The sequence below is a fragment of the Pararhizobium arenae genome (genome assembly GCF_001931685.1).
Taxonomy (GTDB): Bacteria; Pseudomonadota; Alphaproteobacteria; order Rhizobiales; family Rhizobiaceae; genus Pararhizobium; species Pararhizobium arenae.
This window is the reverse complement of sequence record NZ_MOOY01000019.1, coordinates 1-13,282: the sequence shown is the minus strand read 5'-3', so window position 1 is coordinate 13,282 and position 13,282 is coordinate 1. Positions and strand designations below refer to the sequence as shown.

Annotated in this window: 14 protein-coding genes; 9 read left to right on the top strand and 5 right to left on the bottom strand. The window is 54.7% G+C overall.

What is annotated here, in order from left to right:
• Positions 1-771 precede the first annotated feature (771 nt).
• A complete protein-coding gene (locus tag BLX89_RS25550) occupies positions 772-996 on the bottom strand; it encodes a hypothetical protein (protein WP_075293338.1) in 225 nt (74 codons plus the stop codon).
• A 1,095-nt stretch (positions 997-2,091) separates the two neighbouring features.
• On the opposite strand from BLX89_RS25550, the gene BLX89_RS23325 reads away from it, so the two are divergent.
• From BLX89_RS23325 to BLX89_RS23305, 4 genes are all read left to right on the top strand, one after another.
• Positions 2,092-4,317: a calcium-binding protein gene (locus tag BLX89_RS23325; protein WP_075293337.1), complete on the top strand. Its 2,226-nt coding sequence runs from the start codon at positions 2,092-2,094 to the stop codon at positions 4,315-4,317.
• 429 nt (positions 4,318-4,746) lie between these two features.
• Positions 4,747-4,983 carry a hypothetical protein gene (locus BLX89_RS23315; RefSeq protein WP_075293335.1) on the top strand — a complete coding sequence of 79 codons (237 nt, stop codon included), beginning with the start codon at positions 4,747-4,749 and terminating at the stop codon, positions 4,981-4,983.
• A gap of 135 nt (positions 4,984-5,118) precedes the next feature.
• Positions 5,119-5,298: a hypothetical protein gene (locus tag BLX89_RS23310; RefSeq protein WP_075293334.1), complete on the top strand. Its 180-nt coding sequence runs from the start codon at positions 5,119-5,121 to the stop codon at positions 5,296-5,298.
• Positions 5,282-5,638 carry a hypothetical protein gene (locus tag BLX89_RS23305; RefSeq protein WP_143523745.1) on the top strand — a complete coding sequence of 119 codons (357 nt, stop codon included), beginning with the start codon at positions 5,282-5,284 and terminating at the stop codon, positions 5,636-5,638. Before BLX89_RS23310 ends, BLX89_RS23305 begins: the two co-directional genes overlap by 17 nt.
• 710 nt (positions 5,639-6,348) lie before the next feature.
• On the opposite strand, the gene BLX89_RS23295 is transcribed toward BLX89_RS23305, so the two are convergent.
• On the bottom strand, positions 6,349-6,630 hold the full coding sequence (locus BLX89_RS23295) for a hypothetical protein (protein ID WP_075293332.1): 282 nt from the start codon (positions 6,628-6,630) through the stop codon (positions 6,349-6,351).
• Positions 6,631-7,026: 396 nt separating this feature from the next.
• Between BLX89_RS23295 and BLX89_RS23285 the strand changes: the two genes are divergently transcribed.
• Both BLX89_RS23285 and BLX89_RS23280 read left to right on the top strand, forming a co-directional pair.
• Complete coding sequence (locus BLX89_RS23285) at positions 7,027-7,413, top strand: YkvA family protein (RefSeq protein ID WP_075293330.1); 387 nt, start codon at positions 7,027-7,029, stop codon at positions 7,411-7,413.
• Between the two features lie 170 nt (positions 7,414-7,583).
• Positions 7,584-7,892 (top strand): hypothetical protein, encoded by a 309-nt coding sequence (locus BLX89_RS23280; protein WP_075293329.1) that lies wholly within the window; start codon positions 7,584-7,586, stop codon positions 7,890-7,892.
• Between the two features lie 29 nt (positions 7,893-7,921).
• On the opposite strand, the gene BLX89_RS23275 is transcribed toward BLX89_RS23280, so the two are convergent.
• The gene (locus tag BLX89_RS23275) at positions 7,922-8,305 is read right to left on the bottom strand and encodes a response regulator (protein WP_075293328.1); all 384 of its coding nucleotides are present in this window, start codon (positions 8,303-8,305) and stop codon (positions 7,922-7,924) included.
• Between the two features lie 6 nt (positions 8,306-8,311).
• Positions 8,312-8,878 (bottom strand): HWE histidine kinase domain-containing protein, encoded by a 567-nt coding sequence (locus BLX89_RS25445; RefSeq protein WP_342587619.1) that lies wholly within the window; start codon positions 8,876-8,878, stop codon positions 8,312-8,314.
• Here BLX89_RS25445 and BLX89_RS25440 point away from each other — a divergent pair.
• Complete coding sequence (locus BLX89_RS25440; RefSeq protein WP_342587618.1) at positions 8,849-9,073, top strand: hypothetical protein; 225 nt, start codon at positions 8,849-8,851, stop codon at positions 9,071-9,073. The genes BLX89_RS25445 and BLX89_RS25440 overlap by 30 nt on opposite strands.
• 818 nt (positions 9,074-9,891) lie before the next feature.
• Positions 9,892-10,110, top strand: a complete 219-nt coding sequence (locus BLX89_RS23265; protein WP_075293327.1) for a hypothetical protein — start codon at positions 9,892-9,894, stop codon at positions 10,108-10,110.
• A gap of 63 nt (positions 10,111-10,173) precedes the next feature.
• On the opposite strand, the gene BLX89_RS24490 is transcribed toward BLX89_RS23265, so the two are convergent.
• On the bottom strand, positions 10,174-10,794 hold the full coding sequence (locus BLX89_RS24490; protein ID WP_075293340.1) for a hypothetical protein: 621 nt from the start codon (positions 10,792-10,794) through the stop codon (positions 10,174-10,176).
• A 1,416-nt stretch (positions 10,795-12,210) separates the two neighbouring features.
• On the opposite strand from BLX89_RS24490, the gene BLX89_RS23250 reads away from it, so the two are divergent.
• Positions 12,211-12,435 (top strand): hypothetical protein, encoded by a 225-nt coding sequence (locus tag BLX89_RS23250; protein ID WP_075293325.1) that lies wholly within the window; start codon positions 12,211-12,213, stop codon positions 12,433-12,435.
• Positions 12,436-13,282: the final 847 nt, after the last annotated feature.

Sequence of the window (13,282 nt, the reverse complement as noted above, 5' to 3'; positions counted from 1 at the left end):
CGTCGTGGCGCTCCCGTGTAGAACCTGGCCCATAGTGCCTCCTTCCATTCGTGTGAGAAGATTGCACCATCAAAGCCTGGGATCAAACATCTAGCCTACAAGTTCATGTTGGACCTCACCGACATGTTTTGGAAACAGCTCCCGGCCTCGACAGGATTGTCGTCTCCGTTACATTTGGCCGTCAACGGGATGAAGAGGGCTTCTCTCCTGCAATTGCCGCGGCAGGTTAAACGTCAATTGCATACCCGGCCCACCGAATTAACGCCGTAAACCCTAGTATGATGCCGAACAAGGAAACGCTAACTGTCAACGGAAGCAGTCCGCCAACCACATAGACGGCACCAAAAGCCGGAGCGAACGGTGACATAACTATTCGATCCGGCTGTTTGACGTAAGGAGAGCTGAAAAAAACCAAACCGCATAAGAACGCCAAAAGGATCAGCATCACGTCTCTCCACAATTTAAGTAACGGGTTGCATTTCCGATTAAAGAGAAACTGATTTGTATTTCGACTGTATTATATACCACTCTAGTAAACAAAATACCCTGTTATCTTCGAATAACGCACGCCAGGACTTGCCAGTCTTGCTTGAACTTGGGAAAAGAAAAGTCGTGGTCGGTGAAGGGCTATCGCTTGATCGTAGTCCAGATACGGTTGGGCTAGCGGCGTGGGCATCTTGGCGGAAACTATTCTGTGGTTAAGGTCATGCTGCTGCAGGGTAGATGGTTTGCGCCGCCGCGCGAAGTTCACCTCGATATAAAACTACGACTTCACTTCCGTTCATGCTGTTCAGAACCCGAGTATGCGCGTTTCGCGCGCATCAGCAGATCCAACTCGGTCGCGGATGGGCCAAACCGGGAATGGAGTGAAAGGGCTTCTGGGATTGAAAGGCCGTGTTTCGCCGCAAACTCCTCCACCGTGCAATGAGGTTCTGTAAATCGTCGGGATTTTTTTTCGCCGCGGCTTCTGGCCTTCGCAGTATTTCCCGTATCCATCGGCGCAGCCTCGTCTGTAACCAGAAAAGCCCCGTTGCCGGGGCTCCTCAGATGCGCTCGATCAACGCAGGCCGAAGAAAGATAAGATGGCCACAACGATCACGACTAGGCCGACAATGTAGACGATCTGGTTCATATCCGAATCCCTTTGTTGTTTGCTTTGGCTAAACGAACCGATACCGCCAAGGTTCCCGGCGCAAACAATCATGTGTCGCTCATCTCATTGCGGCATCGGTTCAACGCGGCAGCGGTGCAAAAAAAAGACCAGCCGCGGCGGGGAAGCACGACTGGTTTGAGTGTTGTGTGGCTGCGTCCATGGCGACATAACGTGCAATGCTGATGAAGGTTCCTCGCTGGTCACAAGGAAGGCAGCAGATCATCGGTTTGCGGTTTGTGAGTCTCCTACCGTATCTACATGCACGTCCGACCGTAGTACCTGTCTGTACCCCCATAACCTTGCGTGCAGGTCCGCGAGAAAGGTTTTCTCACGAACGATGGATTGGTCACGACACTGGCGGTGCGGGCGCGGTATTCGGATGGAGAATGCCGCGTAGACTGTGGGAACTCTCGCCTGGTAGGCGGGTTACCGTGGCACCCCAAACAGTGAGATATATCATGAAGAAAAGTACGATGTTGATAGCAGCACTTATCGTCCTTATTGTCGGCGGACTTTTTTACCAGTTCGTCCTTCACCCGAACCCTTACAACGGCGTCTCACGTGGAGAGGCTGTCGGGTTAACTGACGGCCAATAGAAGCATTGGAGTGTAACGGGATCGTACCCAGAAACGCCAACGGCGACACGTGCAATTTGATCGAGCATATGTCCGTCCTGCGTGGAGTGGCGCAGGGTGGCCTCGTACCGGCGCAGCGACCGGGTGCGGACCCGCATTATGTTTCAAGCAGACGCTATCATTAGACCGCCTCTGAGAGACTAACGCGCCTTCATCTGGTGCAAAAACGCGACTGTTATTCCGATTCACTCTGTCCGAATATATGAGCAAATCTTGATGTATTCCCTATAAACATTTTAGCTGGGCAGCTTCCACGCCAGCCCTATTGTCCCTTCCAGATCAATATTGAGAGCGGACGAAACCATGGCCGAATTCCGTGTCAATACTTACCAAAACAATTGGCAGCGTAATGCTCACATCACAACATTCAAGGATGGAAGCTTCCTTGTGGTCTATGAGAGCTATGTGAACGACTACGACGACAGCCCGACTGCGACAGTGGTCGCGTCCCAGCGGTACGGGGCCGATGGACGGCGTATCGGCGGCGAAACAATCCTTGATGGCATAGCTGGCGCCAAATCAGACAATGCGCGGGTGACCACCCTGACAGACGGCGGATATGCTGTGGTTTGGACCTACGATGATTACGACGACATCCTGTCTACGCGCGATAAGGCGTATGTTAAGGTCTTTGATTCGGATGGAACGGCCCGAACCGGCGCCATCCGGGTCGATAGCGTTGCGATGAACGATGCTGTTTTGCCGGAAGTGTTCGCAACTCAGAACGGCGGCTTCAAGGTTGTTTTTGGAGCCGACCGTTCTGACACACTCTTCGATCAGATTTATATGCAGCAGTTTAGCGCCAACGGCACTCGTATTGGCGGCAACCAACTCGTCAACGTCAACGAAGGAGAATTTGACGAGATCTACGCCCGTTCTTCAACTCTAACCAATGGTGGCACAATCACGATCTGGAATAGCGAGGGTGGCCTCGACCAGGGCTCATCAAGCTCCAACCAAGTTCGCGGTATGCTAACGGATGCCAGCGGCAAGGTTATTCGGGCGGACTTTGGGTTGACCATCAACTATGGCGCCCCTGGTCTGGGTACAGGCGCGGGCTATGACGTCGCGGCACTTCGCAATGGCGGTTTCGTCGTCACCAACCTCAACTACGACCACGATCTGGGTCTCGATACGGAAGATAAGTCGTACTACACGATGCTGCGTCTCTACGATGCCAAAGGGAATCTGGCCGCAACTCCCAAGGTCGTATTTGCCAGCGACGATCTACCGAACGCGACCCGTGTGACGCAACTCTCTACCGGGGAGATTATCGTGATATGGAGCCAAGACGACAGCGATGCAAACACAATAGGCGATACGATCTATGCCCGCGTTTTTTCGTCAACTGGCACGGCTCTTACGGGTCGTTTTGAAGTCACGGCAAATCGCCCGAGCTACGACGATCGGAGCGATCCAGAGATTGCAGCGCTTGCTGGCGGTGGTTTCGTTATCACGTATACCTCGGAAACGATCGATGCAGACGGCGACGGAGTTGCTGCGCAGATTTTTGGTCGCGGAACCGCCGGCAATGACCGGATAACCGTAGACGCCACCAGCTATGTTAGCGGCTTAAGTGGAAATGATCGACTTGGCGGTGATGCCCGCGTCAATCACTTGTATGGCGGAAGCGGCGATGACGTATTGATCGGTCGCGGCGGTGGCGATGTGCTGAATGGCGGCGGCGGTATAGACATGGCCTCATACGAAGGGTCCTCAGGAGCAGTCGGCGCTAGTCTCTGGCGGGCATCTTCCAACACAGGGGACGCCAAAGGAGACCTTTACTCATCGATTGAGAGACTTATGGGCTCGTCTCATTCAGACCGGCTTGAAGGTAACTCTTATGCCAACCGCATATTCGGAGGAGCGGGTAACGACCGCATTTCCGGAGAGGGCGGGAACGACATCCTTATCGGCGATACCGGCAACGATAAGCTTCAAGGGGGCACGGGCGCAGACAAGCTTTACGGTCAGACTGGTAACGATACGGCCTCCTACGAAGGCTCCGAACGCGCTGCCGGGGCCAGCCTTTGGAATCCGGCGTCAAATACCGGTGATGCGGATGGAGATACTTACTCCTCGATCGAGAACCTCATCGGATCTGCATACTCTGATCGGCTTGAAGGCAACACCGCGGCAAACATTCTGAAGGGCGGCGCCGGCAACGACCGGATCTATGGTGGGTCGAACGCTGACAAGCTTTATGGCGGCTCGGGCGCTGACGCATTCATTTTCAAGAAAATCTCAGAAAGCACGATGTCCCTCAGAGACATGATCTATGATTTTTCCCGCAGCGGCGGCGACAAGATGAATTTGCAGACGATTGATGCCAACACGACAGTCACCGGCGATCAGGCCTTTTTGTTCATTGGAGAAAAGGCATTCAACAGCAAAGCTGGTGAGCTCCGCTACGTCAACACGAACGGGGACACCTATGTTTATGGAGATGTCGACGGCGATGCAATAACCGACTTCTCCGTTCGTCTGGACACCACCATTGAGCTTCTGAAGAGCGATTTCGTGCTCTAGGAGTGCACATTTCCTCGGTCGCAGCATCGATGAAGGCGAAGTGACACGGTATTCTTGCATGCGATTGCTGTGTCGCGCGGCATCCAAGGGAGGAATTGATCTGTGAGGACAGGGATCAGGCCACAGATAAAGGATGGAAGACTTCAATGCCCAGCTCGACAACCACCCTATATAGATAAATCGGGATGGTTGATGACGTTGCCTTCCTTTTGAAGGCCTTGTCGGCGGTGGCGCTGGCATCAGCTATTCTGGCAATCATACGACCCACTCTATGGTCGGTATTTGCTGCGGCAGTCCTGAATGCTTGCGCCGCGTTTATCCTGATGCCATCGCGTTCTGATAGGGGATAGGAAAACTTTCCGATTACGTGATTGACTCTCGTGCCTCCAAATGAGAACATTGAGAGAACATACGGAAAGGTTTCCAGCCATGGCGGCGGCGCAGAAATTCATCATCCTTCAGTTCAAGAAGGTCCGCGGCGGTATCGCTCCGGGGGAAATGCGCCAGGCTTCGAGTTCCGCCAGCGCGGAAAAAATCGCGACCGCGATGGCGCCTCGTCATCCAGGCGTCGCGGCCTATTCCGTGATCGTCGATGACGAAAGAGGCGACATGACGGAGCCGCAGATCATCTGCCAGTTCGGCGAAATTGCGGACATCGCCGCGTAAGGGCATCAGGCCCAGCCAGACGACAATTCGAAATCTGCAACTGCTGTGAAGACAGGAGAACGAGAACGTGTGCCCGCAAACCATGACCGCCGAACATAGGACACGATCTATGCCGGGCCAGTTGACGAAATCGCCATGGTGCTCGCATGGCACAACGGCGACGTTCGATCATCAATCCGAACCCTGCTTGGCGACTTGAAGGAAGCGCGTGAGCAGCTGGCGCTTGCAGAGATGATGATGGGAACAGGCTATAGCCGGGGATGGAAGCCTAGCGGTTCAAACGTGAAGGACGAAGACAATGCGCATTCAGTTTAACCGCATGCGGAAAGTGAAGCCGATCGAAATCTACTGGACGCCGTTCGAACGTTGCAATCTGGTCGAGGTGCCTCACGAGCTCCTCCAGACGGCCGGGGGCATATTCCGGGCAGACTGCCTGGAAGCATATACGACGAGCCTATACGAGCTCACGACATGCGCGCCGTTCGGGCTCTTCTACCTGCTGCGCGACACTCGCCGGCGCGAGTGCCTTGGAGTGTACTGTGTTAACGGCGATGCTTCCCGACCCGTCCTCATTAAGGAAGACGATATCACGAAAGCAATGGAACGCCTTGAAACGCACTGCCGTGTCGCGGACTGGCGTGTGGAGCTGATATAGCCATGGAAACCAGTACGCGAATACAAGCCGCTTTACCATTGGCAACCGACATGGCCGGTAGAGACCGGGCTTGATGGAAAGCCGCTACAAGACTTCCTTGGCCTCGACGGCGACGTGCATATCGGCCGCATCCGGCTTGAGGATGCCGGTCCGAAGCGAGGGGAATGGCAGTGGTCGGGCCAGGGCCCACAGGTCAAGGTCCAGCGCCCTATGCCGCATCAGGGGTGTTCACCGACACCACGGGAAGCCTCGTGCATGGTCGAGCAGTATTATCACACTCTGATGTGGGCTGATGGCAGGCGAGGCAGCCTGGATGGCGACTGACCCCACCATTTGGCGCTATGCATGCCCAAGTCGACGTTTCTTTCGTCGCACGTTCTGTGATCCTAACAAACTACTTCAAAGCAGTCGGAAACAAAAAGGGGGCTCCCACGCCACGAGCGGGAGCCCCAAGACACCAGAGGATTCGAATACTGCTGGTGGCTGCAAAAAGCATAGTCGTCAGGGAGCGTCAATGTGTAATGTTGATGACCTACCTCTTACGACCCGCACGCTCCCCTTTTGACCAGCAGGAACTTTAAACAGCGTATTTGCCGCAACCTAACTGACACCGTTGGAAGACATTGCGTTGCCAATTCGAAACCGGAAGCGCCAAACAGCACGAAAGCCGGCGAAGCCGACTCTCGGACCCGATGATCGGTCGTTCATGATCACTTCTGGCAATTCACATTGTCGGCACCCGGAGTACCGCAATTATCCTTTTTTGGCTCAGCCGCTTTATTGTCCATCATCATTGTATTCGGGGATTTGACCGAACCGGTGGTGGACATATCAGTGTCTTGCTTCTGGCAGTTCACATTGTCAGCGCCTGGAGTGCCGCAATTCATGGGAGTGGGCTGGTTCATATCCGTATTGGAGGTCTGCGCGAATGCCGGAGCGCCCATAGCGAACGAGATGGCGAAGGCAGCGGCGGTTAGCAATTTGATGGTCATTTTGAAGTTCTCCGTAGGTTGTTTGCTCCCGACGAACTGAGAAGCAGCAAGTACGTTCCTCTCAGTAACGTAACCGTGAAATAGAATTTCTTGAAGTGCACACGCAGCGCCCCAGGGAAATGCTATCCTGCAGGGATGACCCAACATTCTGTGATACTTCCCAAAGGCGTTGCGATGCTGCAGAGAGTAGCAACAAAAGTTTGTCTCGCACGCGGCGTTGACCCTCGATCGACGAGCGCGGAAGACATCGCGATTGACGTCATAAGCCGATATCAACTCGGCATTGATGACGAATACATGCTTCTTCGTTCCTTCATTGAAGATGGATCAGACTGACGGTACCGGCATTTCCGATGAGGCTGTCCAAGGGACATCGGACTTTGGATGAAACGACCCATGAATAGATGGTTGGACAGGTTGAAGCAGTGTGTGCGTTTTCTGAAGCTTGATGTCATTGCCCTTTGGATCGCCGCTCATGACAGCCGAACTCCCATAATCGCAAAGATTGTCGCCGGCAGCATTGCCGCTTACGCCCTCTCGCCGATCGACTTCATCCCCGATTTCATTCCGGTTCTCGGATACCTCGACGACTTGCTGATCGTGCCAATCGGCATCGCCCTCGCAATCCGCTTGATCCCCGCTATTCTGATGGCGGAGTTTCGGAGCACAGCTGAACTTCGAAATGAGCGACCTGCTAGTCATGCCGGAATGTTGACGATCATTGCGTTCTGGGTAGCTGGAGCCGGATCGGTGATCTACCTCCTCTGGACATCCCTCGGGTAACACCGCTGACAAACGGCGGATGGGAAGACACGCCAACGCAATTAAAAAAACCACCCCGCCGTGGCGCAGCGGGATGGCTCAGTCCTGCATCATGTACAGGGACATCATGACAGACGGAACGTATTCCCGCATCCCACAGTTCTCGTCTATTAGATACGGGGAAGATTGCTATGACCCATTACGCATGGACGATCGAAGCGAAAGGCCGGCTGCCTATCAAGAAGGTCACAATACTCGAAGGTCTTCACGTCGTTTTGCGTGTGCTTGGTCGTCCGGGATTTTTCCCGTTGGATTGGCCGGCAGCGGAAGTGGGCATATCTGACCATGGAAAATACACCTACGATGAAGGCGGCGTCGATAAGTGGTCGTTGACGTGGACGCGGGTTGGTTTACATACCATCAGGGCCGCTATGACGGGTCTTCTCCGGGATCAGGCTCTCCCGCATGACGACGGGGACAGTTGGCTTGGACTAATTTGAGCCCTCGGCGCGTGCAAACAGGCGAACGCTTAGACCATAAGACTGCAAATTGTCTCAACGATCCGTTTCAGATCTGTTGGCTTTCCGAGGTTTAGGGCACCTGCAAGTGCTGGGTCAGCGGCTAACTCATGAGCGGGGCTTGCCGCCGCAAGAACATAGGGAATGTTCAATTCCCGAAGCTTCACGGCAACCGGACTTACTTTTGCTCTGCCAACGTGGACATCAAGAAGGGCGACATCAGGTCGTTCTCGCTCCATCTCATAGAAAGCTGGCTCGATCGAAGCAACGGGACCTAGAACGCGAAATCCTGCAGCGCTCAGTCCACGCCGAATATCATCGGCTATGAAGAACTCGTCTTCTACGACAAGGACCGTGGTTCCGCCCTTTCGCCTCGTTGTCGAAACATCACTCACAGCACCTCACATAGGAATTTTAAAAGTGGCGCTCAAACCGGTGGGAACATAATAAAGTTCCGCGCTTCCACCTAAATGGGCGGCAAGTCCTTCGATCAACTCTGTTCCATAACCACGGCGCTCAGGCTGCGATACGAGTGGACCGCCTTCTTCGCACCACTGGCACACTAGCCGCGCGCGCCGATCCGGCTCTTCTTTGATTTCCCATGTCACCCTCACAATTCCCTCAGGTTCGGTGAGAGCGCCGTACTTCATCGCGTTTGTCGCGAGTTCGTGCAGGATCATGCTAACCGGAAGTATCGCTGTGCCTCCAAGTTCCACGGACGGTCCAGCGTATTCAAAACGTTCTGATACTGTCGAACCGACAGCTTCCTTCAGCAGCGTCTCGAACAGCGCCATCTCCCCATGTGCAGCGACCTCTTGCGCTTTAAAGGTGATGTCCAACCTCCCAAGCAGCGCCTCCTTGAACATCGCCGTCGCCTTATCGTCAGCCTTTGCGTTTGCCACAACTGATCGCACGACGGCTGAGAGGTTTTTCAGGCGATGACGCATCTCAGCGACAATGAAATCCATTTCGGCGTTATGTCGCTGTCGCTCGGTAACGTCGTCGAAGATAATGAGAATGTTTGGGCTGTTATCTTGCGGGTGGAGGAGACGGCGCGCGTCGACCAGAAACGTGCGCCGGCCAATAGATGGGAACTCATGGCTGACCTCGAAGCCGATGACGGCTCCAGCCCGCGGTATAACGGCAGATATGAGCTGCCGTAGTTCCGGAATGTTCCACTTTCCATTCCCGAGGCCGAAGAAGTCTTCAGAGAGGATATCTTCGCGATCAACCTAGAAAGCCTTGATGAATGCATTGTTCGCGGTCGTCACACAGAAGCGTTGGTCCAGGACCACGACCGGCTGTGTCATGGTATCGACAATACCTTGGGCTTGGACATGCCCGGTCTCCATCAGACGACACAAGTCTTCCAGCAACATCGTTGGCACGCTGTCCTCTCATCGCTTCTATAGGGATGCAAACAAGTTACCAAACTAGACGCTCCCTGGTGACAAACAAGCCCTATCGTGCGTCAACTCGGCAGCAGCAAGCGTCCATGACAGAGTATTGTTTTCTCCGACTTTAGTCGTTCGGCTGTAGTCAGCGCAAAAGTTCCAACGGGCACGTGTCCTCCGATCATGCCGGCGCCCGATAGCATCGGCTGCAGCGGCTTCCTAGCGCTCGTGCCCAAGCCCATAACTGAAACGTTCAAACGAGTAGCCTGCCCACGGACCCAAGCAACAGCGTGCTCCTCAAAAACGAAGTCTTTCTCGGAAGAGGCGAAAGCATCCCGCACGCTCACGCACCAGAGATTATCAGCATAAGAAATGGCCACAAGGTTGCGGTCATTGACCAACCGAAAATGACAAATGAACGACAGTTACAACGACCTGTTGGAGCGGGTGCATCGACATCGCTCATTTTCGAAATCAGGCCAATCAGCCCGCCCGTGCGCGCTCGCATATGTAAAATGCATGGTTTCCGAAAAGGTCTTTTTTCGGATTCATGGACTACCTTGCCAGCATATCGCAAGGAGCGTTACGTGGTTGAAGAGTTTCTAGCGCCAGGAGAAATCGAAGCATTCAAGCCCGGAGATCTGGTCAAACTCCGCGAGGTGTTCAATGCGCTGAAGGGCGACGCGGCCTATCAAGACGAACCTGAGAAGCTCAAGCGCTTGGCTCGCACGATTGTGGCGCTCTATAAGGCTATCACGAAGGAACCCGATAAACTCGTTGAGATACTTCGAGATCCCGTTGAATAATCGCAACGAGGCAAAGCTCGATGCAGAAAAAGGCCCCTCGCTCGATGGGAGGGGCCATTTTTCTTAATCCGCGTCCGAGGAAGTGGTTCGCAAGGACTCTCGTATCTGGTCGATCTTTCCGCGTTCATTGCCGACACCGAGGATCGTCTTTGCCTCCTCAAGCACCGCGGGACTGACCTCACCTGTCTTGGTCGCTGATGCCAGTGCCTCTTCGAGAGCGGCATCCCCAAGGAGCGGGTCAGTCGCCAGGGGCTCAGTGCCATTGTCCAACTCGTATTGCGCGTAGGCGACCGCATAGGCCGAAATCGTGCTCATTTTGGGGTCGGAGCTATTCAAGTAGGCATGATAGTTTCGCTTCAAGGAGTTGAGGCCCTTGAGCTCAGACGAGGCAGACTTTGAGCTGTTGGACACCACTTTCGGGTCCTTGTCAGCTTTGCCGCGTCCCTTGTTTTCGCCAGACTTGCCATGATCCTTGGCGGACTGCTGGTCATTGCTGTTTCCATGCCCGCCGCTGTTGCCGCCGCCATGTCCCCCACCATTCCCCCCACCATTCCCCCCACCATTCCCCCCACCGTTGCCTCCGCCCTGAGCGAGTGCAGGGCCGACGAAACTTGTAAGGCCGATAGAGCCTACGGCCACGGCGAGTGAAAGTGCAGTTATAGATGCAAAGGTTGAGATACGCATTTCTTCCTCCTGACTGACCGAGATGAGGCAAAGCCTGCCAATTTGCCCGGTGCGAAAGATAAGTCGCATTCCTCGTCGTTCCATTGGACTGAGGTCCCGCGCTGTTGTCGGACAATGGTCTTAAGCTGACCACCTGGCCCGCGGAAATATGATAGCCCACACGTTGGCATTCGGACGGACGCACCGCGAACCATTGCAATGTTGTAATGGGTTTGAACGTGTGCAGCGCAGCAAGAAATCGCTTGCAGCACAAATTAACATACGCTTAAATTGTCGCGTTTTGAGGTGCCCCGGCCCCGCAGGCCTCCAATTTCGATTACGAAATTGCTTCGGACTTGCCCCAACAGGTCCGGAGCTTTTTTTGTGGGTGCCAGATCAGATGAGATTGGACATACTGGCGGCATGAACATAGATCTCACTGCACTTGAAGAACGCGCCGAAGCCGAAGAGCAAATGGCGCAAGCAATGCGCCTCTTGAACGCCTCAATCAGGCGGGTCCATCGGTCGGGTTTGTTGGTGCAGGCTGATATCGTCATGAGGCACTCCCCAGGTGGCTCTGTTCCGCAGTTGAACCTCGCCACACTAGACCGGCAGTATGGAGCTATCTGATATTGCTGTGGTAGGATCAGCCCGCGAGCCTTGCCATCATTCGCATCGGTGCTGGGTGACAATCCTCATAGGTTTCGAGGCGATACCACCGCGCACGCGTGACATGGCGGGATGATTCATTTGCTAGAGGCCGTGAAAAAATCGTCGATGCCGTCGCTGGCATACTGCATAGCGCCCGAAATTATCCCGGCCCAAAGCCCAAGCGAAACGAGCAGGGCCAGTATCAGATATCGTAGTCGCGAACTCATAGCCGAAAGATAGTATGTAAGTCCCCCGGTACCACCCCAACGCATTTGGGGGTCGCGCGTTAAGGGAGTATTGTGCAGACCAGAGGCGGGCCATGACACCTCACGCGTGGACCATCGAAGCAAAGGGCGGGCAGTCCATCAAGAAGGTCACAACGATCGAGGAGATGCGTGACATATTGCGGATCCTCGGTTTGAGAGGTTTCTTTCCACCGGATCGGACGGCGTCAGAAGTCGGTATATCCGATAACGGCAGATATACCCATGATGAAGGCGGTGTCTATACTTACCCGGAGACGAGCTGCCGGGCCTCCCGAAACTACCCGTCCTATTGTGCGGCCCTCGCGTCAGGATCTTCTTCCAGCCTGGCGCGGCAAACCGGGAACTTATGATACTCGCTATTGTTCGACAGCCACGGCGGGTCTGCCCACTCGCCGCATTCCCTGATTGGAGCGCTCCCTTTCTTCGCGGGGAGCGCTCCTTTTTCTGCAGTCGCCCTATCTCGAGCGGCAGCGGAACAACAGAATCGTTGTATGGTTGCGCGGGAAATCGGAGACGCCCAATGAACTTTATCCACCCGCCTGCCCAACACGGCAAATATCCAGATCGCTTTGCCGACCTGCAACGCGAGCTCGACGGCCCTTTGAAGAATCTATATTCTGAAGTATGTCGCGCCGGTTGGGGCAGGGATGAAACGTTAGCTGCGATAATCGCGGTAGCTGACAACATCATGCTGGCCGAGATCGGGAACGACGCGATGAACAAGGGCCTAAAACGGTTGCGATAACGGAAGAGTACACACCGCTCAATAGTGGCAACAACACGCTGAGCGGTGGCGCTGGCGCTGGCGCTGGCGACTATAGCTTTATTGGCGGCCTCTGCAATGACCGGTTGACAGGCGGTACCGGCAAGACCGCTTCGTCTTCAACACAGCGCTGGATGCCGCCACCAATGTCGATGCGATCACCGACTTAGTTGTCATCGACGACACGATCCAGCTGGACAATACGATCTTCACCAAGCTCGGCCCGAAGGGCGACTTTCGACGTCCATGCTGGCGATCAACACGACTGGGTAAAGCGACGGATGCCAATTATCGCATCATCTACGAGAGCGATACCGGCCGTCTCTATTTCGATGCTAACGGAAGTGCAGCGGGTGGGGGCATCCACTTCGCGACCCTGACAACCGGACATTCGCTGGCCGTTCACGATTTCCTTATCGTCTAGATGTTTGATCCCGGCATATGAGGGCCTTGAGCCGGCGACGGAAACTGTATGCGGACACCCACTCCAGGCTTGGACGGTAAAACCTTGCATCAGCCGATCCCGGCTAGGGACCGTTCAGAATTCGCTGGTGCTCGGCGGGAGATTGTTCCCTTGTACAGAGGCAGGTCAAAGATCGGAACACAAGATTAAGAAGGGAGAGCTACTGCCTAGCTTTGAAGCGGACCGGCAGCTTCCAAGATGAAAGATCGAGTTGGAGCTCGGCGAGAAAAGAAGGCGCCAGGCTGGCTCAACGCCACTTTGCCGGCTAATTTTTCCCAACTGCCTCGCCTTGAAGCGATCTGAACCGGCGACACGTTGGTTACTGCCCAACTCGCGGGGACGATCCGGGGCCACTGCGGTCCTGAT